At 39.6% G+C, this 24,437-nt stretch carries 18 protein-coding genes; 10 read left to right on the top strand and 8 right to left on the bottom strand.

All coding sequences use genetic code 11. The features are described 5' to 3' along the window. Positions 1–79: 79 nt before the first annotated feature. The gene (locus BWD47_RS02975; RefSeq protein WP_075593338.1) at positions 80–2,761 is read left to right on the top strand and encodes a hypothetical protein; all 2,682 of its coding nucleotides are present in this window, start codon (positions 80–82) and stop codon (positions 2,759–2,761) included. Between the two features lie 40 nt (positions 2,762–2,801). Here BWD47_RS02975 and maiA read toward each other — a convergent pair whose 3' ends face one another. Both maiA and hmgA read right to left on the bottom strand, forming a co-directional pair. Then, positions 2,802–3,431 carry a maleylacetoacetate isomerase gene (maiA, locus tag BWD47_RS02980; protein ID WP_036972738.1) on the bottom strand — a complete coding sequence of 210 codons (630 nt, stop codon included), beginning with the start codon at positions 3,429–3,431 and terminating at the stop codon, positions 2,802–2,804. Then, complete coding sequence (gene hmgA / locus BWD47_RS02985; RefSeq protein ID WP_036972736.1) at positions 3,431–4,738, bottom strand: homogentisate 1,2-dioxygenase; 1,308 nt, start codon at positions 4,736–4,738, stop codon at positions 3,431–3,433. Before hmgA ends, maiA begins: the two co-directional genes overlap by 1 nt. A gap of 103 nt (positions 4,739–4,841) precedes the next feature. Here hmgA and BWD47_RS02990 point away from each other — a divergent pair, with 103 nt between their 5' ends. From BWD47_RS02990 to BWD47_RS03010, 5 genes are all read left to right on the top strand, one after another. Next, positions 4,842–5,297 (top strand): MarR family winged helix-turn-helix transcriptional regulator, encoded by a 456-nt coding sequence (locus tag BWD47_RS02990; RefSeq protein ID WP_230236330.1) that lies wholly within the window; start codon positions 4,842–4,844, stop codon positions 5,295–5,297. A 96-nt stretch (positions 5,298–5,393) separates the two neighbouring features. Further along, positions 5,394–6,206 carry a hypothetical protein gene (locus BWD47_RS02995; RefSeq protein ID WP_036972731.1) on the top strand — a complete coding sequence of 271 codons (813 nt, stop codon included), beginning with the start codon at positions 5,394–5,396 and terminating at the stop codon, positions 6,204–6,206. Continuing rightward, entirely contained in the window at positions 6,206–7,246 is a 1,041-nt protein-coding gene (locus BWD47_RS03000; RefSeq protein WP_075593339.1) for an extracellular solute-binding protein, read from the top strand. The genes BWD47_RS02995 and BWD47_RS03000 overlap by 1 nt, the downstream gene beginning before the upstream one ends. Then, positions 7,246–8,745: an iron ABC transporter permease gene (locus BWD47_RS03005; protein WP_075593340.1), complete on the top strand. Its 1,500-nt coding sequence runs from the start codon at positions 7,246–7,248 to the stop codon at positions 8,743–8,745. The genes BWD47_RS03000 and BWD47_RS03005 overlap by 1 nt, the downstream gene beginning before the upstream one ends. Before the next feature lie 11 nt (positions 8,746–8,756). Beyond that, positions 8,757–9,767 carry an ABC transporter ATP-binding protein gene (locus BWD47_RS03010; RefSeq protein ID WP_075593341.1) on the top strand — a complete coding sequence of 337 codons (1,011 nt, stop codon included), beginning with the start codon at positions 8,757–8,759 and terminating at the stop codon, positions 9,765–9,767. A 379-nt stretch (positions 9,768–10,146) separates the two neighbouring features. Here the strand turns inward: BWD47_RS03010 and BWD47_RS03015 are convergent, their stop codons facing one another. Further along, entirely contained in the window at positions 10,147–13,308 is a 3,162-nt protein-coding gene (locus BWD47_RS03015; protein ID WP_075593342.1) for a TonB-dependent receptor, read from the bottom strand. 34 nt (positions 13,309–13,342) lie between these two features. Next, complete coding sequence (locus BWD47_RS03020) at positions 13,343–14,206, bottom strand: S1/P1 nuclease (protein WP_075593343.1); 864 nt, start codon at positions 14,204–14,206, stop codon at positions 13,343–13,345. A gap of 217 nt (positions 14,207–14,423) precedes the next feature. Between BWD47_RS03020 and BWD47_RS03025 the strand changes: the two genes are divergently transcribed. Together BWD47_RS03025 and BWD47_RS03030 are read left to right on the top strand one after the other, a co-directional pair. Next, positions 14,424–15,329 carry a hypothetical protein gene (locus BWD47_RS03025; RefSeq protein WP_075593462.1) on the top strand — a complete coding sequence of 302 codons (906 nt, stop codon included), beginning with the start codon at positions 14,424–14,426 and terminating at the stop codon, positions 15,327–15,329. Continuing rightward, entirely contained in the window at positions 15,316–16,263 is a 948-nt protein-coding gene (locus BWD47_RS03030; protein ID WP_075593344.1) for a hypothetical protein, read from the top strand. Before BWD47_RS03025 ends, BWD47_RS03030 begins: the two co-directional genes overlap by 14 nt. A 77-nt stretch (positions 16,264–16,340) precedes the next feature. Here the strand turns inward: BWD47_RS03030 and ushA are convergent, their stop codons facing one another. Both ushA and BWD47_RS03040 read right to left on the bottom strand, forming a co-directional pair. After that, positions 16,341–17,948 carry a bifunctional UDP-sugar hydrolase/5'-nucleotidase UshA gene (ushA, locus tag BWD47_RS03035; RefSeq protein ID WP_075593345.1) on the bottom strand — a complete coding sequence of 536 codons (1,608 nt, stop codon included), beginning with the start codon at positions 17,946–17,948 and terminating at the stop codon, positions 16,341–16,343. 75 nt (positions 17,949–18,023) lie between these two features. Continuing rightward, positions 18,024–18,221: a hypothetical protein gene (locus tag BWD47_RS03040; RefSeq protein ID WP_065979160.1), complete on the bottom strand. Its 198-nt coding sequence runs from the start codon at positions 18,219–18,221 to the stop codon at positions 18,024–18,026. Between the two features lie 248 nt (positions 18,222–18,469). Between BWD47_RS03040 and BWD47_RS03045 the strand changes: the two genes are divergently transcribed. Then, entirely contained in the window at positions 18,470–19,210 is a 741-nt protein-coding gene (locus BWD47_RS03045; protein WP_036972704.1) for a peptidylprolyl isomerase, read from the top strand. 47 nt (positions 19,211–19,257) lie between these two features. On the opposite strand, the gene BWD47_RS03050 is transcribed toward BWD47_RS03045, so the two are convergent. After that, on the bottom strand, positions 19,258–19,671 hold the full coding sequence (locus tag BWD47_RS03050; RefSeq protein WP_036972702.1) for an MAPEG family protein: 414 nt from the start codon (positions 19,669–19,671) through the stop codon (positions 19,258–19,260). 168 nt (positions 19,672–19,839) lie between these two features. Here BWD47_RS03050 and BWD47_RS03055 point away from each other — a divergent pair, with 168 nt between their 5' ends. Beyond that, positions 19,840–22,719: an insulinase family protein gene (locus tag BWD47_RS03055; RefSeq protein WP_075593346.1), complete on the top strand. Its 2,880-nt coding sequence runs from the start codon at positions 19,840–19,842 to the stop codon at positions 22,717–22,719. A 53-nt stretch (positions 22,720–22,772) separates the two neighbouring features. Here BWD47_RS03055 and BWD47_RS03060 read toward each other — a convergent pair whose 3' ends face one another. After that, entirely contained in the window at positions 22,773–24,155 is a 1,383-nt protein-coding gene (locus BWD47_RS03060; RefSeq protein ID WP_075593463.1) for a Na+/H+ antiporter NhaC family protein, read from the bottom strand. Positions 24,156–24,437 lie beyond the last annotated feature (282 nt).

Consider the following 24,437-nt stretch of genomic DNA (forward strand, 5'->3'; position numbering starts at 1 on the left):
ACTGGCAAATTCACTAAACCATACTATCATTCAGTTTTCATTCATTTAAATTCATTTTATTTAAATAAAGGGACTCGTGATGAAAACGAATAAACTCAAACTTGCACTTCTAAGCAGTACAATTACTTTATTATTAGCTGGCTGTGGTTCGGACAATGATGAAAATGAACCTGAAGTCGTCGACACTCCCCCCGTCATTCAACTTGATAGCACTGCGAGTGTAAAAGAGGGTGAAAGCACAGAATTATCAGCAACGGTTACCGATGATAACGCGAGTATTAGCTACAACTGGGTACAAGATTCAGGCCCGAATATTACGCTAACGGGAGCAGACACAAACTCTATCAGCTTTATTGCGCCAGCACTTGATAACGACACAGAAGCTATGTTTACGCTTACGGCTACGGACTCAGCAGGCCAAGCTACATCAAAATCAATTACGGTGAGTTTGTTGAATAATGTTGCCCCTAAGGTCTCTGCAGACTTTGGCTCTGCACAAGAAAAGTCGATGGCGACACTCTCAGTAAATGCGACTGATGACGATGGCAGTATTAGCAGTTATAACTGGGAGCAAACAGCAGGGCCCACAGTTACGTTGAGCAGTGCGACTGAACAACAAGTGTCATTTACTTTACCAAGTGTTGCCGAAGATACCGAGCTTAAATTCAAAGTAACAGTTACAGATGATTCAGGCGATAGTACTGAATTAGAACAAAGTTTCACTATAGCGAGTATCGATAACACGTATACCTTAGCGGGTTCAATTACGGGTGATAAGTTTAGTAATGCGACCGTTAATGCAACTTTACTCGGTACTAATTACACACAAATGAGTGATGCTAACGGTGATTTTACGTTTACGTTTACTGTTGACGATGATGAAACGAATCTGTTTAGTCGTATTAATGCTATATCTGCGACTAATTCGAGTCTTGAATACAGTGCATTTGTTTCCGATTTAACTGCCAATGCCCAAGTACAAGCAGCACCCAAAATTAAGGCTAATTTTGCCCATGGTGATGAAGGCGCTAATACGGTAAGTTTAAGCGCTGTTTCTACGGCGTTAGTTGCGCTTATTACAGCGGCAAATGAGGGGATACCACCGGCTGACCTTGAAAGCTTTTCATTGGTAGAAAAAGGGGTTGATCCAGATGTGTTGATTGAAGCTGCAGCCGTCGTGAAATATGCGACCGAAAATGAAGTGACCCTTCCAGAAGGAACGGAAAATTTAATTGATCTTATTGAAAACCCAGACGCTTATAACGAGTTTGTCGCCGCTGTTGAGCAATCAAACCCAGGCGCAATCGAAAATGAAGTTGCAAAAATAATAGCAGATCCAGAACTAACCCCACCTGTCGATGAATCATCTCTACCTGCTTACTATGTAAGAACATACCCTACAGCAAAAGGGTTCCTTTCACGTGGTGGCCAGCAATACACATTTGAAGAAAACGGTATGGGCAAATATGTTCATAGTAGTGGCGCTGTTAATTACAATTGGGCACTTACTGAAGGTGTGATCACACTTGATTTTACTAGTGGTCAGGGCATTATCGGGTTCCTTTCTGTTGATGTCGGCGTTGCAGGGCTTTCTCAGCAACAAGTTGATGATCTTTTCAATGCAGGGATTTATCAAGTTGAAGTCACCTACTCACCTCAAACAGCGACGCTTAAAAGGATTGTCGAAGGTGAGAGCATTGATAGTTATCGCTTAACAATGTCACAAACGGCTCAAATGACACCTATTTACTTGGGCGAAAATGTGATTGAAACACCTGAATTTAACGTTTCAAATGAATCAGATGTCTCAATGAGAAAGCCATATTCAGGCTCTGACCTTGCGTTTAAAGCTGAAGATATGGGAGGCACTTGGGCAATACAACATTATCAAAGTGATAGTGATGATGGGGTTGTCGGATTTGTTTTAGACCCATACGTTTTTTCTGCTGATAATACGGGTAAATTACAAGATGCAGAGACAGCACTTCAGTGGCAAATCGAAGAAGGTGTGCTTAAAGTTACTTTCCCTGATCAGCGATATCAAGAAAGCCGAATTATTGACCAGTTAAATGGTGATTTACAATTACTGAATGTTGCATACTCCGCAGAGGGCGCTGTTATCGCAACTGAAGTTATGTATGGCTTTAAGGTTGACGAAACGAGTGCAGCCGCCGTTGATGTAACAAATGAGCCCGGCAATTTCTGGCAGACTATGATAAATCAGTGGACAAAAGCAAACTGGAAAGATGGCAAGCTTGAGTTTTATTATGAAGGTAACAGCGATAATGGCTTTAATGTGTTTGGCTTTCAGTTAACAAAAACGGATAGTCGCCGTTTAAATCTAGTCAATGGCACCGAGCAAGATTATACCTTAGATGGCGTAAATGTAGGTTGGATGCAAGAATCTAGAGACGTCACGATTAACTATTTTGGTAATTTTTCATGCAGTGATGATATGTCTAAACCTTGTCGTAAACGTGAATGGGAGATATTAAAATCTCAACCCGGTGTTGCCGGTGAACGATTATACGTAAAAGAAAAAGACTATTATTTGTTAGATGAAAATGGTTGGTACAATAGCCAAGGTGCGCCTTCTTTAGTGATTGCTCCACGGATTAATATCTATGAAACAATTCCTGAAAATTATTGGATGCCAGAGACGATGAAGTCGAGTGGAGCACCTAGCTTGTTTAATACAACCAGCAGTTCAACAAACTATACGATACTTTCACCTAATAAAGATAAATCATCCGTTAACTAATCCTTGCAGCAAAAGGCCCGATTAAATCGGGCCTTTTAATTTATATTGAATCGGGTTGATTCTGCGGGGCTGCATCAATAAATGCATCAAGTGTATTACAGTGTTCATACACAGCGGCGATTTTTGGATATTTTTTCATATCAACGTTAAAACGCAGTGCATTAAATACTTGAGGCACTAAACAGACATCAGCTAAGGTTGGCTCATTCCCTACACAAAAACGATTACCCTCATCTAACATTTTTTCTATGCTGTCGAATCCGACCTCAACCCAATGCTTATACCACGTGTTCTTAGCCTCATCATCGACACCAAGATCATTGGCTAAGTATTTTAAAACGCGTAAGTTATCAATTGGATGAATATCACAGGCTACGGCGTAACAAAGGTTACGGATCTGTGCTTTTTGCCATGCATCACCCGTCAGTAAAGGGACCTCTGTATGGGTTTCTTCAAGCCATTCTAAAATAGCTAATGATTGCGCTAAAACCCCGTACTCGGTTTCTAACGCTGGCAAAAGGCCTTGTGGGTTTTTTGCCAAATAGGCATCGCTTTGCTGTTCCGATTTTAATAGATTTACGGTTACAAGTTCATGATCAATGTTTTTTAAATTAAGGGCGATACGAACGCGGTACGCCGCAGATGAACGAAAATAGCTATAAAGTTTCATTATACGTCCTGTTTACCTGTAAAGTGTTTTTTAATAGTTCGCCAACAATCTGTGTAGTTTGCTTGGCGCTCTTTACCTTCAAGGGCATATTTTGTTGGTGAAATAACGTAACGTGATTCAAACATAAATGCGAGTGTATTTTCATAGCGTTGTGGCTGTAAATCTGCATTCGACGCTTTTTCAAATACATCAGCTTCAGGCCCATGTGGTGACATACAATTATGTAGACTTGAGCCGCCCGGTACAAAACCGTGCTCTTTGGCATCGTAAACACCTTCAATTAAGCCCATAAATTCACTCATAATATTGCGATGATAATAGGGTGGGCGGAAAGTGTTTTCTGCTACCATCCATCGTGGAGGGAAAATAGCAAAATCTATATTTGCGACACCCTCAGTACCTGAAGGTGACGTAAGGACAGTAAAGATTGATGGATCTGGGTGATCATAGCTTACGGTGTTCATGACATTGAAACGCGCTAAATCATATTTATAGGGCGCACTATTACCCGTCCATGCGACCACATCGAGTGGTGAATGACCAATATCACAACGGAACATGTTACCGTTAAATTTCGCAACTAATTCAAAGTGACCTTCGATATCTTCAAATGCAGCAACAGGGTAGTGGAAGTCACGGTCATTAGCGTAACCGTTTGCACCAACTGGACCACGCTCAGGCAATATATACGCATGGCCATAGTTTTCACAAATATAACCCCGCGCAGTCTCCGTTAATAAATCAACTGCAAACTTAATGCCTCGTGGAATAACGGCAATTTCACCGGCACGCACTGTTAACTTGCCGCACTCAGTTCTAAGCAGTAGTTCGCCTTGTTGAGGAACAAACAACATCTCGCCATCTGCATTGTAAAAGTAACGGTTATCCATAGACTTGTTAGCGACATAAATATGAATACCAATACCTGTTTGTGCATTTGCGCTACCATTTGCCGCCATTGTGACGAGACCGTCGATAAAGTCAGTCGGTTCTGTTGGGAAATCAATCGGATCCCAACGTAGCATCGTCGGTGGTGTTGGTACTTCGGTGATTGGTGCAGTGCGAATTAAACCATTATCAATTGCTGTATAGTCGCCTTGAACAACCGAAGGACGAATGCGATAAAACCATGTTCTGCGATTATCTGCGCGCGGTGCTGTAAAAGCCGTTGTGCTAAATTGCTCAGCGTATAAATCGTAGTTTACTTTTTGTGGGCTGAACTGACCAATTGGTAATGCACCCGGCAGTGCTTCGGTTTCAAATTCATTACCAAAGCCTGTCATATATTGTAATTCGTTGTTATTCATCACTAGACTCCTGAAAGGTTTTAGGTAAGATACTCTCATGTGAGAGTAAATTCAAATAGGATAGAATTTAACTCTGTAAATATTTTTTGACAGTAAAAAAGCCATGACAAAAGAGATGAAAGCGACATTTGATTTAAACAGTTTTCTGCCCTACACACTCAACAATATTGCAACGCAAATGAGTGAACAATTTAGTGAGCTATATCAAAGCCAATTTGACTTAACCGTGCCACAATGGCGCATTATTGCCAATCTAGCCCAATACGGTCAGTTAAGTGCAAAATCGTTATGTGATTTGGCACACATGGATAAGTCTACGGTATCAAGAGCGGTTAAACGCTTATTAGAAAGAGACATTATAAGCGCCCAATCTGATCCACTCGATAAAAGAGCAACCTTACTGTCATTAACACGTGATGGCAGCGATATGGTCGAAAAAATTAGTCCGGTGGCATTAGATTGGCAAGCAGAGATGCTAAAAGACATAGATGAACATGAATATGAAAACTTTATCTCAACCCTGAATAAAGTTTACGATAGCCTCAATAAAAATGTTTAATTCTGTAATCTTAGTGCTGCTACATATTGATTTAGTGAATCGATACGGATATGATAATCGATATCATTTACAATTAGAAATTTGGATGCTCTCCCTATGAAATTAGCGTTAAACACAATGAAGACTTTTGGCCTTAGCCTTGTATTAGCATCAGCATTTATTACGCAACCAGTATTGGCAAATGGCCCAATTGGCGAGCACGTTAATCACCTTAAAGCAAACTTAAAAGATTATTCTGATGATGTTGAGTGGATGATAGCAAAAGTGGATGCTTTAGTGACAGAGTATGAAAAAAATGGCGCTAAGGCTGTTAAAAGCGATGATTTAATTGAGTATTGGGAATCAGTGAAGTTTCACAGTGCCATCGAAACTAATTACGTTCCAGTTTATGCATCTATTTGGCAAAGCATTTATGGTATTAAAATGGCCATCGATGATAAAAAACCTGCAAGTGAAGTACGTCAACACCAGCAGGCACTAGATGCGGCTCTATGGCAGGGGCTAGGGGCTGTTAAATTAGCCGCTGATTTTCAACAAAAAGGCTTGTTGAAAGCGGTAAAAGCAACGGCCTCTGAAAACATGACGCAAAGCGCCACTATTGATGAAATTAAACATAAATTAGACCGCGTTGTGGCAAAATATGCTGAGCGTTTAAGCGACGAAGCGACTCAAATTGTACACGATACTTACCTTCACTTATTTGAAGGCGTAGAAGGTACTCTTATTGAAAAAGACGCAAAACTTGTGGAAGTACTTGAAAAAGATTTTAACGTCACACTTCCAAAAGCCATTTCAGACAAAAAAGACGTTGACCAAGTTAGAAATGTGGTTATTGATATGCAAGAAAAACTTGATCGCGCTAAAGTGCTATTAGAAGAAGCTGAAAAGTCACGTAAGGATGTATTTTAGTGAAACGCAGAACCTTTATTCAAGGGCTGGCTGCGTTAGGGGTAGTGGGCAGCATGCCATTACCTCTTTCTCGTGCTTTTGCCGCAAGCCCAGTAAGCCCAATTTCAGTGAATGACCTACCAGCCCTAGAGGGCGATCTGACTTTATACCTAGGCCGTGGTGAAGGTGGTTTATACGAAAACGTATTGAAATCAATCGAAAAGAAAAATCCAAAACTTAACCTATCGATTCGTCGCGGGCCGACAGCAGCGCTTGGAAATATGATTGTTGCTGAAGCAAAAGCAGGCGTGAAACGGGCTGATTTATTTTGGGCTGTGGACTCAGGTGCAATTGGTTTAATTACCGATGCGGGACTCGCCAAACCGTTACCAGGCGATTTAGAATCGCAATTACACCCGCAATTTCGCTACCCAGGTTGGGCACCCGTGACAGGGCGTATCCGTACCTTACCCTATAACACGAAGCGCCTCACCAAAGAGCAAATTCCAGATAGCATTATGGCGATAGCCGATAGCGATTTATCAATTGGCTGGGCACCCGCCTATGCATCATTCCAGTCATTTGTAACTGCAATGCGCATTCTTGAAGGCGATGATAAAACCGCTAAGTGGCTTAAAAAAGTCCAGAAACGTTCTAAAACGTATGCCGGTGAATTAGGTGTAGTGATGGCTGTTGAGCGTGGTGAGGTTGATATTGGTTTTGCAAATCACTATTACACACTTAGATTAAAGTCGGGCAAACCTGATGCAAATCTCGATCTTGCCTTCACAAATCAAGACGCGGGTTGCTTAGTTAATGCCTCGGGTGTACTTTCATTAACCGATAACCCGAATGCAATGAACTTTATGCGCTATTTATTAAGTGCAGAAGTACAAAGCTACCTTGCTCGCGAGGCCTATGAAATTCCGCTTATTCAAGGGATTGAACAGCCTTCTGGCTTACCTGCTTTATCAGCAATATCACCACCGAAAGTTGATTTAACACAATTGGCAGATTTAAGGCCAACACTTGACCTTATGCGAAGTAGCGGTGTTCTATAATGCGCATACCTGCTTCATATCCTATGGCGCTGCTTGCAGCGCTTTTGGCGTTAGCGCCTGTTTATATTCTGATCACCTTAGCCAGTGATGCAACAGCTATTTTTGATAGTCATAATTTAAAAATTCTTGGTAATACCTTATCCCTCATGGTGTTAACCGTAATAGGTTCAATTTTAATTGGGGTTCCTCTGGCATTTATTAGTGCCTATGTGCAGCTTCCTTTTAAGAAGTTTTGGCTGGTGTTGTTTGCAGCGCCGCTTGCAATACCAAGCTACATCGGTGCATTTACGCTCTACGCAGCATTTGGTCCAGGTGGTGAGATAAACCAGCTATTAGGGTTTGAAACCCCACCTATGTATGGATTAGCAGGTGCAGCGATTGTGATGACGCTGTATACCTTTCCATTTGTAATGCTGACTACACGTTCATCATTGCTCAGTCTTGATGCAAGCATGGTTAACGCTGCACGCACCTTGGGTATGTCAATGACAATGAGTGTGTTTAGAGTCATATTACCGCGAGTAGTTAATGGGATTGCTGCCGGCTCTTTACTGGTGGCTCTGTATACGTTGTCGGACTTTGGCACGCCAGCTATGATGCGACTTGATACGTTTACCCGTGTGATTTATGTCGAATATAACGCGTTTGGTTTAAGTCGCGCGGCAATGTTATCACTGCAACTAATGGTAATTGTCGGCTTTTTATTGTTTATGGAGTCGCAAATAAAAACGGCCTCAGAGCGTCATGGTCGGCCATTAATGTTATTTCCAACGAATGGTCAAAAGTGCATGATGCTATTAACTTTTGCACCCATTTTGATTTTGGCGATTTGCTTACCGCTCGGTATTTTTTGCGTGTGGTTAGCGCGTGATGGCTTTGCTAATTTTGACTTCAGTATTGCATGGAACTCAGCGTACGCCTCGGGCCTAGCTGCCATTGTTGCTGTAATAGTTGCTGTGCCCGTAGCGCATGCCGCTCTGACCGGTAAAGCGGGACGTATTATGGAGCGCGTGACTTATTTTGGTTTTGGTATACCGGGTATCGTAATGGGAACTGCGCTGGTGTATGGTGGATTGCAATTACCAATGTTGTATCAAACTCTTGCTTTATTAGTCATTGCGTATGTATTACGTTTTTTACCGCTTGCAGTTGGTTCTGTCCGCACCAGTACTGAGCACTTAGATTCAAGCTTGGTTAAGTCTGCCAGGGTGTTAGGAGCAAGTCCTCGTGAAGCATTTTTACGCATTACGTTGCCTTTAACCTTACGTGGTATTATTGCCGGGGCTGCGCTTGTTTTCTTAGAATCGATGCGTGAGCTTGAGGCGACGTTGTTACTTGGCCCAACAGGGTTTGAAACCTTATCTACGTATTTATGGCGTGTTTATGAAGCGGGCTATTTTGGTCGCGCAGCGATTCCAGGTTTGCTTCTTGTCGTGATATCAGCATGTGGTTTAGCTATAATGCTGTCCGGTGAAAAACGCAGTCAATTAGAACATTAAGGATCAGTTTAATGCTATCAGTTAGTAAGCTGTCTATCGATTATGGTAGCAATCGAGTGGTAAGTGATCTTAACTTGTCACTAGGCGAAAGTGAGATCCTCATGCTAGTTGGACCAACTGGCTGTGGTAAAAGTACAATATTACAAGCACTCGCAGGGCTTATCCCTATCAGCGAGGGTGAAATTAACTTAGGTTCGTGGCGTGCAACGCCAAAACAAAAAGTTCCGCCTGAAAAGCGCAAAGTGGGTATGGTTTTTCAAGACTTTGCGTTATTTCCGCATTTAACAGTGCAAGAAAATATTTGTTTTAGACTGACAGATTCAGCTAAAGGAGATCATTGGATTGCATTATTGGGTCTTGAAAAGTTTCGCAACAAGAAACCGGCCACGTTATCAGGTGGTCAGAAGCAACGTGTTGCACTGGCACGTACACTTGCGCATGAACCTGATTTTGTTTTATTGGATGAACCCTTATCAAACCTTGACGCGGCATTAAAAGATACGTTGCGATGGGATATTCGCAATGCATTGAAAAAAGCGGGTGTTCCCGCTATTTGGGTTACGCATGATCAAGAAGAAGCATTATCTATTGGTGATAGAGTTGGTGTATTGAAAGAAGGTGTTATTCAACAACTCGACACACCAGAACGTTGTTTTAGTTTACCTAGTAATCGTTTTGTTGCTCGTTTTCTTGGTGAGGCAAGTTTTATTTCTGGAAAGTCGTTAGGTGATATCGCAACAACTGACTTAGGGAATGCGCCTATTATTAAAATAGATCATGACTCAGCCGATGTTGATGTACTTTTGCGCCCTGATGATGTTCATCTTATTCAAAATGCAAGTTCAACCAATGGCAAGGTGACATGGGTGCGCTATGAAGGTGGCAGCCGTTTGTGTGCAGTGAAACTTGCATGTGATACGGTTGTGACGAGTCGCGTAAGCCACGAAGTGATTGTCCGCCCAGATGATGAAGTTCATGTGTCAATCAACACCACTCATCCCCTTGCAGTCTATGCAGTTTAAATAAATCATTTATGCAGGTCCTTTAAGGCCTGCAACTTCTCTTTTCTATTCTATTTAATACTTGTTCGCACTCATACTTAATCATTTTGATGGGTTAAACCGTTGCTACCTACGTTAAAATTTGTGATCTACGACTGCATGTATGCAGGAGGTAGAGCAATGCAGGAGCAATTGCCGAGAACACCTAAATAACGAAACTTTTGCCTTGTTATCAACGAGGCTTGTTGCCTCAGAATTACTCATTTAATTAAGCGTAATGGTATAAGCTTTTCTTTTAGGCTCTTTAATTTATAAATTAGTAACTAACAAGAATAACGTTTAAAACGTAAAAAGCCCGCCAGTAGGGGCGGGCTTTGTTTTATAACAGACTAACTTGTTATTAGAATGTGTAACGAACGCCTAACTTGATTCTATAAGTTGAATCTTCTGCTTCGAATGAGTAACCATCTTCAACAGGTGAACCGAAAATGTATTTACCTGTAGTAGGGTCAATGTCCATTTGAATCACTTCACTCGTGTTATTTGATTGCGTGTAAACTTTACCTTTTGACGAATCAATCAGGTTTAATAAATTATCAATTACGAAATAAACTTCACCGCGGTGATCTTTAGTAAAGCCTGGTACTTCTTGAGAAACATATAAATCCATTGTTGTAACCCAAGGTGATTTAGCATTGTTTTTGTTTACAACACTTCCAGCTGAACCAGATAAGCCTAGTTGTTCAAAGTATTCAAGTACTTGAGCTTCAGTTACACCGTCTGAATACATTACATTAGGATCATTAGCTGTTGGTACGTAAACAGGGTAGTTACCACCGTAAGTTTCAAATCCAGAAGGTTGTATCAAGTCTTGATTAAAGTTTCCACCACCTGGTAATGAAACTAAGTCAACAATTTGGCTATAGGCACTACCAGAGCGTCTTTCAAAGAACAGATTAAAGTTAGTTTTGTAGTTTGCGATAAACTCAGCTGTATAACCCAGGTTTAATACAAATCTATGTTCTGTTTCATATGGTGATGTACCAATTTGAGTTTGTTGGTGATCGCCAAAATGGCCATATCGATAGTTACTTGCTGCTGTAGAAGAAGCTCCTGGATTACCATCAGTAATATCTTGATGCGTATAAGATGCATCGAAGCTGACGCCATTATCCCAAGTTTTTGAAATACCCGTGCTTAAAATTATAGAGCGACCTTCTTTATCTGCATTTGTAAGCATAATATTAAGGTCTGAGGTATCATAAAAAGGGAGCGCGCCATCACTTGTGCTACCAACAACATCACCTTCTTGTAGTAATGAAGCGTTTATCCACTCTGGAGAATTTTCTTTCTTCGTGTATATAGCTGTTGACGTCCAAGCAAAGCCATCACCTAAATATGGGATATCAAGCTCAACATCTGCATTTAGCATGTAAGTCCATTGAGATGGCATTTCAAAATCTGGATCAATTAGATTTGCAACAGAACCTTTTGTGCTAACGTTGATTGCATCAATGGCATCTTGTGTAGGATTGTTCAAGATGGTATTTGGTGCAGTAAAATCTTCGTTTTGATATGTCTGCTTACTGATACCATCATTTGAATATGAGTTAGAAATCCATACATTTGGGTTACCACCAGAATAACGACCTACACTTCCTCGTAATGTAACATCGTCATTTAGGTAATAAGTAAAACCTGCTCGAGGTAAGAAAATATCCAAGCCATCTAAGTTTGTTGTATTATCATAACCTGTCGTATCTTCAAGTTTTGCATTATAGATAGGCTTATCATCAGAGCCTAATCTCTCATAACGTAAACCTGCAGATAATTTCAGGTTATCACTATAGTCCCATGTATCATTAATGTATAAAGCGATATCTTTTCTTGAGAACTTAGCAGTTACTTTACTTGGATCATTGCCAGTGCCATTAATATACTTATAACGCGAAACAACTCTATTCTCGAAATCTTCTATGCTATCAAAAGTTATAACCCCTTTTGATGCTGGTAAGAACTGATTCTCAATATCAAGTACATCATATTTTAAACCAAAATCGATACTATGTTCTTCGTACAGATATGTACCATCAAATTTAACAGTAAATAAATCGTTACTTAAAGAGTTAGAATGGCGATATTCATCAGAGCCAAATGCAATGCTTCCTGTTTTTCCGTCACCATCTACATCTAGGTTTCTTATAGTAATATCACCTAAACCTAAATCTCCATTTAATGAAGCTTGAGATGTTTCAACCGACTTCTTAGTTAAACTAAACTGTGTTGAAAAGTCGTCAGACCAATCTGAATATAGAGTCGTACTGTAGTTATCAAGTTCTTCGGCTTTATTATACCAATGTGTACTTAGTCGTAATTCACGACTACTACTTGTCATATTGTTAGTGTTATTACCTTCATTGTGCATGTAAATAAAATTAGCACGATGATAATCATTGATATTCCAATCAACTTTTGCGATGTATTTTTCATCTTCTAGTTGAGGTTGAAGATCAGTTGTACCAATAAAATCAACTCCATATACATCATTGGCAATTTTTTGAACTGCTTCTAAATCAGCTAAGGTAGCTGTAGTTTTATTTGAACCAATAGATGAAGCACCAGGACCAAATTCTAACTGTTGAGGTGATTCAAACTTCTCATAGGCACCAAAGAAGAATAATGTATCCTTAATTAATGGAGCACCAAATGACGCACCGTAATTCTTCTCTTCAAAATCAAGTTCAATATCTTGACCATTGTCTTTTGGTGTACCTGCCCAGTCACTGCTTAGTTTCTCGTAAAAAACGCTGCCATGAACTTCATTTGTACCCGACTTAAACACAGCGTCAACATTACCACCCGTAAAACCGCTTGATTTTGCGTTTACTGGTGCGACAGAAACTGATACTTGGTCTAATGCATCTAAAGGGAATGGGTTACGTTGAGTAGGATAACCATTACCATTAAGGCCAAAGTCATCATTTAATGGGATACCATCTACCGTTATAGAGTTAGTACGTGGATTAGAACCCGCAATTGACATTGAGCTTGAACTACCAGGTTGAACAACCACTAGAGGATTGTTACGAACAATATCTTTTATATCACGACCAATACTAGGTGTGTTTTTAATCGTTTCAGAGCCATAATATGAATCATTCGCTGAAGAATTAAAAAATACAGGTGAACCAGTTACAACAATTGATTCCATATTTGTTGTTGATAAAGCTTGATCTAAACGTCGAGTTTCGCCTAGAGATAAGTATATATTATCAAGCTCTACATCTTGATAAACATCAGAGTCAATAGTTATTTTGTAAGGACCCCCAACACGTAAACCTGTCGCGTTAAATGTACCAGACTCATTAGTTGATACAACTCTTTTTGTACCCGTTGGCTCATGAATAATCACAAGTTTAGTATTAGCAGCTGGATTACCGCTAGGGCCTGATATTTGTCCTTTAATTGATGACGATGTGTCATTTGCTAACGCTGCACCACTTACACCAACACATGCTGCAATAGCAAGTGACAGGGCTGTTTTGCGGAGTTGGATTTTCATTATGTTATTTCCCGTGTTAAAGGTTATGTTTCATTTATAGTTTGCTGTCAGTTGGCATCTTTAGTGCCTTTACTAACGGTTTTGCTGATTTATCAAACAACGAATTTAATAAACCGGCTAATCTGATCCCACCTTGTTGTAGGCGAGTTTTTATAACTGGTACATTTTTATAGATATAACTATAACTTATGTTTGTTTCATTTTCTTTATAGATTGATTTTGCAATATTATGAGATTCTATTAACCAATCGCTTGGAGAGCTTGAGAGGTAATCTGCTATAAGTTCTTCATTTTTTGTGTCTATAAATTGCGCAAATTCACTATAGGACAAGTTTTCGTTTTCAATTAACTTTGTGTCCCATAAGCTATGTAAATTGGTATTCTGACCGAAGAATGTGACAGAAATATTATTTCCGCCGCGGTCTTCGCCTCTACCTGCATGAAAAGGTTGGTGACTATCGCCGACTAAATGAACTAAAAAACGCAAAGCGAACTGCTTTTCAGCAATGGATGCATTGTCATTTTTTAATACTGTAATTGAGTATTCAATGCCTTCTAAAATATCTGTTACAGAGTCTTTATTATGGTGTGCGTGTTCATCGTACTTTGGCTTTACATCGCCTTCATCAAAGTTTATGTAATGCCAACGTGATGATTTCTTTTGCCAAAATGTTTCAGGTGCTGAGCGCATTTCGTCGGCCCAGGTAGCAATTTGAGGTAATGATTCACCGTCTAATAGGGGAGTTAAAGCCTGGCGAGTGGTGTCGGTAATATGGTTTGCAGCTACTTCACCTACAATACGGTGGCCGTTTTGCCCCCATGCGTGAGAAGGTGAGCTCATTGACATAGATAAAATGCCAGTTGATATGAGCAACATTGTTTTTGTTTTTTGTAACATTGAGTCAGTGTCCGAATAAATGCGTTATTAAGCACGATTCCATAATGTCAATTCTCCTGAATTTCAGCTGAAATAGAAAGGACTCAATAAGATTCATAATTTCTTGTTCATAAATTCATAAAATCAATAGGTTACAATGTTTAAGTAAAGTTACCTATTGCAATGAGTAAGAATAATTGTTCAAATAGAGACAACAGTGCGTTGTTGGCTATTAAAATTGAATTTGAAAACAATACTAATAAAAAAATCATCGATTGTTACATTTTTGTTTCTGTCTCTTATTTTGTTTTTTTGCATCGGAACGATGCAGAGTAAAGCACCGATTTCTGATATTGACGCTTTCATAGAAACTTCGTATCAATGTGTAACAAAGTCAGATGTTAATCTTAATGAACTTGTTGTTTATTCATCAGGTAAAGTGCTTGCTGAGGACGTTGCGAAAGTACTGTGTAGTGATGACACTATTAGTAAGCAATATGGAACTGTCACTTCTTACTGGGGCTATAAAACCTCAGACACAATCGAGTTTTTAGGTAAAGGAATTGCTGATCTTATTCTCGCTAAAGAGAATCTTATAAATGCGTTTATGGCAGAATCGACCTATAACTACCAAGCTGTAGTTGGGTTTCCAAATTACACCGCTTATTTAATTTCAAGTACTGAAAAACCACGTGTAGAAAAAAGTTACTTTCTTGATAAACGTATTGGCCTGTTAGATTATCCGACAAGTCGTTCTGGTCATATACTACCGAAGCAATTATTCAAAAAGTTAGATATTAACCTTGAGAATTTAAACATTGTTTATGCCAGCTCTCATTCTGAACTGAGAGAATTACTTGCCAGTGGTCAGGTCGATTTGATTTCTTCATATTGGCAAGATTCGGATCAAGCAAAGTTTTCCGCAAATTATATTACCCCGATTAGCGATAATATTAGTGGTAGTCGCTGGTACTTAAAAATGGAAAATGAAAATACTGATCTACTTTGTGCTGTGCAATTACGCTTAACAGAATTAGCGCGCAGCCAGAATTCACACTACTTTAATCATGTAGAATCATTTTGGGAATGTGATGCTGAAAAGCAAATAAAACGCAGTACAGGGGAAAACAATGCTGCCAACTAGAGTAAAGTTTGCTTATGCAGTGGTTTTCTGTGTCGCAAGTATTATGATGTTTGCGAGTTATATTTCTGCAAAATATAGTGATAACCGTGCTAATAATGCGTTAACAATCGTTAAAATAGAAAATCGGATTGCACTTGACCTGAACTACTTAAATTTACCCGATGACTTTCTTAAACATTCGGGTAGTAAAGACATGGTGCTTAATTATATTGAGCAGTTAAATAGCCAGTTATCTGCCTCTGATGTGTTTGTTTACTCTATTGAGGGAATTTCAGAATACCCTGCGCGTGCAGATTTGATTTTGAAACAATTGCATACACCACAAAAATCTCTCAGTGTTAGTTTTGTCGTAGACTCCTCGATATTTGAAAAAAATGACATTGTTGTATTGATTTTAGTTTTTGGATTTGCAGGATTGTTTACCTATTTACTCTTTTTGAGTGAGCGCACTAAGATAAAAATTGCGAAACATACCCCTGATGTTGAAAAACATACTCAATTGCAACCAAAACTGATTGTTGACCTTAAAAGTAAAACATTGTCAGCAAATTGCGACACAGAAAAAACCGTTGCTTTAGCGAATAAGCCGCTGTGTTTTTATTTGGCCCTAGTTGAGTTTTGTGTTGAAAACCCAGACGTCATACTTAATCAAAATAAAGATGTTCCCGATGAGTTGTTAGCACTGGCTAATAAGTATTTTTACCGGTTAGTAGAACTTGGTCACACCATACGCAAACGACCAAATTTCACGAATAGTTTAGAAAAAACATTAAGTGAAATACGCGCGGCCCTTGATGAGGTTTGGCAGGAACTCCCAGAAATTAAAGACACCTATTATCCACCTAAAGCACATGGGGAAGGGTCTCGCTCTCGTCTACACCATTATGGTTTAAAGGGCATTACGCTAGATGACATTGAAGTCATTGGAAAATAACAACCACAAAGTAGCTTATAAGAAATAAAAAAGGGAAGTGCATGTTACTGACTTCCCTTGCTTTATTTACTTTGCCCCTAATTAGGCGCGTAATCAGCCGCTTTTAGAGGACTGTTTTGTTCGAAGTAACGTTTCAATGCCTGTGCATCGGTATCATCAGTACTAACGAATCCGGCTTTTTTGGTAAGCGTTGGATAACCATCACCGCCTGAGGCATTGTAGCTATTGATACTCATACGGTAGGTTTTAGTCATTTCAATTGGCGCACCATTAATTTTAACATCGGATAGCTGATTGTTTTCGCGTTTAAAACTAAGCTTATGATATTGTAAATACGCACCTGAGTCGGGTGGGAATGATGTCACAACGTCAAGGTAATCAAACAGGTCTTTACCTGTTATATCAATGTACGTAATTCTATTTTTAAACGGGTGTACTTTTAAAATATCTTTGTAGCTTACATCACCTGCGCGAATACTATCTCGGATACCACCGCCACTAATTATGCCAAAGTCAGCTCCGACAGATTGCATTTGTGCTGCAATAATCACGCGAGCTAGGTTTACTTGTTGATAACGCACTTTATTACGATCTCCTTCTAGTTTGCTATCAACTTCACCTATTTTCCCTGCAATTTGGGCTGCGCCTTTTTCTTGGTATACAGCAAGCATGTTTTTGAGTGACTTATCAGGCTCTATATAATCACCTGCTAGCTGTTTTTTACCCTCTTTATTTTCAACATATAAGTTAACAGGAATAAGTGAATAGTTAAGGAGAGTCAATTCGTCACCTTCTAGTTTAAATTCGGCTTTACCAACATATTTACCCCATTCATGGGCTTGCATAATCCATGTCCCATTTTGTTGATCTGGTTTACAAGCCTTTCCTGGTGCAAAATTAACATCTGCGACATTCTCTTCTGACATACACACAGGCTCTTGAGAGTGGCCGCCTACGATAATGTCAATCATACCCTTCGGTAAATTGCGCGCCATTGTCACGTCGCCGGGTGCATTAATACCATAGTTGGCATCGACATAATGGCCCATATGCGTAACAGCAATTGTAATATCGGGGTTATATTGCGCCTCTATTTTAGGGGCTAAGCGGGTTGTCACAGTGACTGGATCTTGAAAATCTAGGCCGCCAATGTATTGCGGATTACCAATCTTTGCCGTATCCGTGGTCGTTAAACCAATGACGGCTATTTTAAGGCCATTTTTTTCGAATACTTCATAAGCCTGATAGGCTGTTTTTCCGGTTTCTTTATCAAAAATATTGGCAGATAAGAATGGAAAGTTTGACCACTGTTGTTGTTTATCTAAAACAGCTAATGGGTTATCAAACTCATGGTTTCCAATTGCCATTGCATCATAACCAATTGCAGACATTCCTTTAAAATCTGGTTCAGCGTGCTGTAAGTCAGATTCAGGAATACCAGTATTAATATCGCCACCAGACAATAATAATACGGCGTGTCCATTGTTGACTGCTTCTGCTTTTAATCGATCAATAAGGGTCTTACGAGCAGCCATGCCGTATTCACCTTGTTCATTGTGCCAAAAACGGCCATGGTTATCGTTCGTGTGGAGAAGTGTAAGGTATTGAACACTATCAGTATGATTTGAAGAGCTACTACATGCAGTGAGTGTGACAAGTAGTGAAGATAAAATAAAAAAGCGCATAATATGTTGCCTGATAAAAGCATGAGGTTAATTATGCGCTTAGTTTAAACGACTGAGGTTTAAATTAAATGACTTTTATACGTTTTTATTGCTCATTTGTGTATTTAATTGTCCCGTCGCCGCTAATTGTCTACGTTGTAACTCTTGTTCAGCATAATGGGATTTTTGGTGGTTATTACCAACCATCCAGTTAAGGAAGCTTGCTGGGAGCTTACTGTATGGCTCACCTTGGTGTAAGCCAAAATCGCAGATTGCGGTTTCTTCATTAGCCATAGTGGTGTTCCTATGTGTTCATTGTTGTCGTGTAGATACTAACAAACTCAGTGTATTTGATAAGACGATTTTGCTTTTAAAAGCAATTTTTATATAACTAAAATGAATACGCGATGTAAATAAGTGTAACTAAGTTGTGATTGATTTGATGTGTTTTGTGTAACTGTTTGGTCTGCTATTTTACGACAGCTGTTTTTTGTTTAGTCTCTTGGCAGTTTTATAATAAAAATTATCAGGAATGATTAATAATGAAAAAGCACTTGGTATCTTCATTGTTATTTGCTGCGTGTTTCCAAGCAAATGCAACGGTTGTAGAAATGCAAACCGATCACGGCACTATTACTATCAACTTATATGATCAACAAACACCGGTAACAGTTGAAAACTTCTTAAGCTACGTTGGCGATGGCGCGTATGATGGCAGTGTTATTCATCGCTCTGTAGATAACTTTGTTTTGCAAGGCGGTGGCTTTAGTTATGATACTGATTTTAAAGAGATTGAAACGAAGCCTGCAATAAAAAACGAACCTGAGTTATCAAATGTGAAAGGCACAATAGCGATGGCCAAACAAGGCGGCAATGCGAATAGTGCAACAAGCCAATGGTTTTTTAACTTAAAAGATAACAGCGCGAATTTAGACGTACAAAATGGTGGTTTTACTGTGTTCGGTGAAATTACAGCAGATAGCCAACAGGCAATTGATGCAATTACGTCTTTGGTCCATTGTGGTGAAATTCCCGTTGTAGGCCTTAATAAAGATCAGTGTCCTGATACGACATCGGGTTTTAATGCTGAGGACTTAGTGACGATTAACAGTGTTATTATCGTAAATGACGACCCTAACTCATCTGCATCGCTGCAACCTAAAGAAAACACCTTAATTGACAATGTTGATTCTGGGGATGGGACCAGTGGCGGAAGTTCAGGGAGCATGGCATGGCTACTATCTCTTCTTGCCTTTGCTGGCGTGAGTCGCTTTAAAAAATAAACACTTATTTCGGTAAGGCGTTTAATTCGCCTTACCGAGTATGGACGCTAAAAAACGCGAGTTAAAATGACCACCCACATAGATAGCATAACTAAACTGCTAATAACAAAACTGTAATAACGCACTTTTAACGTATTTGATGTTAAATGAATATAACTGTGCAAAACACGCAGCAAAACATAAACCCACGCTAATGCCACAAACATATAACCTACCGCATTTAACTGTAAGGCTGTTAAACAGGCAATAAAGAACAACACAGGCATTTCGAATTGATTAATAAAATTTCGATCTGCGACACGCACATCTGAGCCGGCTTTTTCGAGCTCCATGGTAAGAAAATCTTTCATTTCAATTGTTTTTTGCTTTGCAGCACGAAAACGGCGTTTACCCATTATGAACATAATAATGAACGTAAGTAAGACCTGTGTGAACATTGCTACAATTAGCCACTTTTCCATAGTTCATCCTTTGTTATAGTTATAGTTGTAAAGTTTAAGTCGTTAGTCCTGCTTTTTTCACAATGTGTTACAAACTTTTAGGGTTGTTACGCTAAAAAGCATTGAATTGCGACCTATGAAAACTCATGATAAATAATAATTAATGTAATATCTAATGGATACAATAAAATGACAAAAATAATAGGGCTTAGTGCGATTGCATTTGCAGTATTAGCAGGCTGTTCTTCTACTTCTACACCACCGAGTGTTAATACCAGCCTGATCCCAGACTCGTTGGTTGTTAGCCCAAACGATAGCCGTGAATACAAAACACTTAAATTAGACAACGAAATAGATGTTATTTTAATTTCAGATCCCAGTGTTGAAAAATCAGCGGCAGCCTTAAGTGTGGGTGTTGGTCTTTTGCATGACCCTATGTCACAACAGGGGATGGCACATTATTTAGAGCACATGCTATTTTTAGGAACCGATCGTTACCCGGATACTAAAGGGTACAGTGACTTTATGACTAAAAACGGTGGGGCACATAATGCTTATACGTGGTTAGATATTACCAACTACATGTTTAAAGTGAATAATGATGCATACGATGAAGCATTAGATCGTTTTGCAGATTTCTTTAAATCACCCAAGCTATATCCTGAATACACCGATAAAGAAAAAAATGCAGTAAATGCGGAATGGTCAATGCGCCGCGAAATGGATTTTTTTGGGCAATTTAAGTTAGCGCGTAAAATGATGGGTTCACACCCAGCTAATCGTTTCTTAATCGGAAACCTTGAAACTTTAGGGGATAAAGAAGGCAGTAACTTACATCAGCAAACAGTTGAGTTTTATAATAAGTACTACTCATCTAACATCATGAAAGTTGCAATGATTTCTAATCGTCCGCTTGCTGAAATGGAAGCTAAAGCTAAGCAATATTTTGCAGACATTGAAAACAAAAATATAGAGAAACCCACTGTCACAGCTAAGTTAGACTTTGACCAAGCCGGTGGCAAACGTGTTTATTACTCGCCAAATGAAGATGTTAAGCAACTTCAGTTAGAGTTTACGATTGCTGATAACAGTAATCAGTTTGCCGTTAAGCCAAACCGTTTTGTTTCTTACCTGCTGAGTAATGAAATGCAAGGTAGCCCCGCTCAAATTCTTCGAGATAAAGGCTGGGTTTCTCAATTAACAGCGTCTGCTGCTCCGACACAATACGGTAACTATGGCAGTCTAACTGTGAGTGTTGAGCTGACAGATGCAGGCATGCAAAACCGCGAGGAAATTGTCGCTACCATCATGCAATACATTGCATTGATAAAAGAGCAGGGTGTTGATAGTAAATACTTTAATGAGATCCGCACTTCTTTAAACAATGAATTTCAGTTTTTAGAAAAAGGCGATGAGTTTGGTTATGTGAGTAATCTAACTGATAGCATGCAAAAGTTCCCTGTTAATAATGCAATTAATGCACCTTATTACTACGCTCAATTTGATGCTGAAGCCGTGCAGAATGTGCTGTCTCAACTCAATGAAGATACTTTGCGTATTTGGTATATATCTAAGCAAGAAGAAACAGACTCACAGTTACACTTCTATGATGGTAAATACCGTATTGAAGATATTAGTGAAGATGAAATTAAACGTTGGAGTCAACCAAGTGAATTTGCACTTGCCTTACCAACCGTCAATCGCTTATTACCCGAAAGTTTTGCTATTAAAACGGGTGAATTTAAGCAGCAAGATCATCCTAAACTCGTGTTTGATAAGCAAGGCGTAAAAGTATGGCGTCAAGCAAGTCAGCAATTTGCTGAGCAACCTAAAGGCTTAGTCGAAGTTTATATCAATACACCCGATGCATTAGTTGACGCAAAATCACAGGTTCTCTACTCAATTTGGGCTGATGTCTATAATTTACAACAAAGTAAACTAAGTACTGAAGCTGCTGTTGCGGGGATGAGCCTTGGCTTACAGCCAAGTAATGGATTGATTTTATCACTCAGTGGCTTTACCGATAAGCAAGACGTTTTACTTGCACAAGCGTTAGAAAATCTGCAATTAGACGTGTCTCAAGAAGGGTTTGCACAAGCGATTGACCGCTTTAAGCGCGACTTGTTAAACCAGCAAAAGCAATTTCCGTTTTATCAAGCTTTTGGTGAGTATTCTAAATTAATTCGCAGTGGTAAGTTTGATACTGAGACGTTAATTGCCGCAGCAGATCAACTCACTCTGGCTGACTTTGAAAGTATTAAACAATCAACCCTAGCAGCTAATGACTTACGTGTATTCTCATTCGGTAATTATAATCAAAAAGATGTTGAGTCAATTGCAAATAAATTGATAGCCATTTTACCAAAGGGTCATAAAACGACGGAGTTTGCGCGCAGCAAAGCGTGGTTACCACAAGAAGGTGAGCGCATAGTATTACAAAAAGATATTGATGTAGCTGATGTTGCGATCATCGATATGGTGGTTCATCCAACGCCGGGTTATAAACAAAAAGCACAAGCACAAGTGTTGCAAAACCACTTCAGAACTGTTGCTTTTGATAAACTGCGCACCGAAGAGCAATTAGCTTATGCGGTGGGTGCATTGGCTCGACCTATTGAAGATTACTCTGCGCTTGGTTTGTACATTCAAACACCTGTTAAAGGGCCAAAAGAGATGCAAACGCGTTTTGATGAGTTTAAAAAACAATACGCTGTAGAGCTTGATAGCATGACAGAAGAGACATTTGCTCAGCTTAAAAATGCCACCCTCGTGTCGCTAAAAGAGCAACCAAAGAATCTCAGTGATGAAATGTCGCCACTTATTAACGATTGGTACCGTGAAAACTTTAACTTTGATTCGAAAGAGCAGTTAATTGCTGAAGTTGAAAAAGTGACGTTGGCTGACTTGAAAGACTATTACAAGCAAACCATGTTAAATGATAAGGCGCCGCGTTTAAGCGTGCAAATGCGTGGTAGTAAGTTTGCAGACAAACCATTCGCCGACTTCGAAAATCAAACTAAAGTGACTAATCTAGAAACCTATTACAAAGGAATTAAATTTCAAAAGTAAGTTATCTGGTGTGTCATTACAAAAGCCCAAGCATTTGCTTGGGCTTTGTAATTTTAGGCAACGAGTAAGAACCCGATAAAGGCTGCCGTTGCTGCTATAAGGGTATACGGTAATTGTGTGACAGCATGGCTGACTAAATCGCAACCCGAGCCTTGTGCTGCTAGTACAGTGGAGTCAGAGTAAAAACATGCTTGGCTGCCAAATGACGAAGCCGACAGTAATGCCCCAATCACCAATGGAATATTGGCGTCAATTGCGTATGCTAATGGCATAACTATAGGGATTGTCACTGCAAATATTCCCCAGCTAGATCCCGTGGCAAAGGCAAGCACAGCCATTGCTAAAAAGACCACCGCAGGTAGATATTGTGCTGTCATATAGGGGCTTAAAGTATTTATCACATACTGTGGAAGCATAAGCTGGTCACAAACATCTTTAAATATAAATGCCGCCACGACTGTGCCTATAGCTGGGATCATGCTTTTAAAACCATCAAGCATTCGCTCAATAAGCTCCCCTAATGACATAAGCTTTTGCAACATATAAAACGGAAGTACCACAGCAAACGTTGCCAGCAACCCTTTGAATACATCGATATCAAAGTACACGGTAAAAGCAACTAGCAAGATGATAGGGACCAAGAAATTATACAATTTGCCGTTAGTAGCCGCTGTTTCGAAGTTTTCTTCAGCTGCCTTTACTGCGTATTCATCCGCAGTATGAACGTCGTTATATTGGTTGCTCGACACGGCTATTTCGTTGTGCATGGCACGATGTTGTGCTTTTTTCATTGGCCCAAATGCAGGGATCACATTTAAGCTAACGAGCAATACGACAATAACGGCAAACCAAGCGTAAAACATATACGGAATCGCTTGGATATACACGGCAATGCCTTGGCCTTCAGCGGCCACATTGTTGTCGACTAGAAGCCCACCAAAAAACACGGCCCATGTTGATAATGGCACAAGTACGCAGATAGGGGCTGCTGTCGAGTCAACGACATACGCGAGCATTTCACGGCTGATTTTAAATTTATCAGTGATGCGTTTCATTGTCTCGCCAACAGTCAGCGCATTTAGGTAATCATCAATAAATATAATTACACCCAAAGCAAACGTCATAAGTAAAGAAGAGCGTTGCCCTCTTGCAAACTTAAGTGCTAACTCGGCAAAGGCAGTTGCCCCTCCGGTCCTGACTAACAAAGCGATTAATGCACCAAAGCCACCACAGACTAAAATAAGCCAAGCGATAGTTTCATCTTGCATCACCTTAAGAGAAATATCAGCAAACTTTGCTAATATAGCGGTAGGTCCCAGCATGGCTAAACCAAAGAGGGCACCTATAAGTAAAGATAAAATAGGGCGGCGTAAAAATACGGCCAAAACCACCACCAATATTGGCGGTAGTAAACTTAACGCAGAAGGTTCTTGCATTATAATTTTCACACAGTTAAGCAAAAGTCTTTTGCTTACATAAATCAAAAGTTGTTTTTTCAACTCATGTCACTGCTTTACGCGAACACACTTTAAGGCCGCTTTACGGTAAGTGCCTGCGTTGGCTGGCGCCAGACAGTATAGAGGATATACTGCTATTGTTTTGCCCAAAACATCGCGTGAAAAATAATCCTGAATTTTAATTTAGTCAATAAGAATTTTTATCTTATCTTAATTAATTTAAGCAGTGTATTCATGTTAGGCTTAAGTAAAATTTAACGA

This window comes from Pseudoalteromonas sp. PAB 2.2, from assembly GCF_001938575.1.
Classification (GTDB): domain Bacteria; phylum Pseudomonadota; class Gammaproteobacteria; order Enterobacterales; family Alteromonadaceae; genus Pseudoalteromonas; species Pseudoalteromonas lipolytica.

Coding starts and splice junctions, on each gene's coding strand:
- BWD47_RS02975 (WP_075593338.1), top strand. CDS start 80: ATGAAAACGAATAAACTCAAACTTGCACTTCTAAGCAGTACAATTACT.
- maiA (WP_036972738.1), bottom strand. CDS start 3,431: ATGAAACTTTATAGCTATTTTCGTTCATCTGCGGCGTACCGCGTTCGT.
- hmgA (WP_036972736.1), bottom strand. CDS start 4,738: ATGAATAACAACGAATTACAATATATGACAGGCTTTGGTAATGAATTT.
- BWD47_RS02990 (WP_230236330.1), top strand. CDS start 4,842: ATGACAAAAGAGATGAAAGCGACATTTGATTTAAACAGTTTTCTGCCC.
- BWD47_RS02995 (WP_036972731.1), top strand. CDS start 5,394: ATGAAATTAGCGTTAAACACAATGAAGACTTTTGGCCTTAGCCTTGTA.
- BWD47_RS03005 (WP_075593340.1), top strand. CDS start 7,246: ATGCGCATACCTGCTTCATATCCTATGGCGCTGCTTGCAGCGCTTTTG.
- BWD47_RS03010 (WP_075593341.1), top strand. CDS start 8,757: ATGCTATCAGTTAGTAAGCTGTCTATCGATTATGGTAGCAATCGAGTG.
- BWD47_RS03015 (WP_075593342.1), bottom strand. CDS start 13,308: ATGAAAATCCAACTCCGCAAAACAGCCCTGTCACTTGCTATTGCAGCA.
- BWD47_RS03020 (WP_075593343.1), bottom strand. CDS start 14,206: ATGTTACAAAAAACAAAAACAATGTTGCTCATATCAACTGGCATTTTA.
- BWD47_RS03030 (WP_075593344.1), top strand. CDS start 15,316: ATGCTGCCAACTAGAGTAAAGTTTGCTTATGCAGTGGTTTTCTGTGTC.
- ushA (WP_075593345.1), bottom strand. CDS start 17,948: ATGCGCTTTTTTATTTTATCTTCACTACTTGTCACACTCACTGCATGT.
- BWD47_RS03040 (WP_065979160.1), bottom strand. CDS start 18,221: ATGGCTAATGAAGAAACCGCAATCTGCGATTTTGGCTTACACCAAGGT.
- BWD47_RS03045 (WP_036972704.1), top strand. CDS start 18,470: ATGAAAAAGCACTTGGTATCTTCATTGTTATTTGCTGCGTGTTTCCAA.
- BWD47_RS03050 (WP_036972702.1), bottom strand. CDS start 19,671: ATGGAAAAGTGGCTAATTGTAGCAATGTTCACACAGGTCTTACTTACG.
- BWD47_RS03055 (WP_075593346.1), top strand. CDS start 19,840: ATGACAAAAATAATAGGGCTTAGTGCGATTGCATTTGCAGTATTAGCA.
- BWD47_RS03060 (WP_075593463.1), bottom strand. CDS start 24,155: ATGCAAGAACCTTCTGCGTTAAGTTTACTACCGCCAATATTGGTGGTG.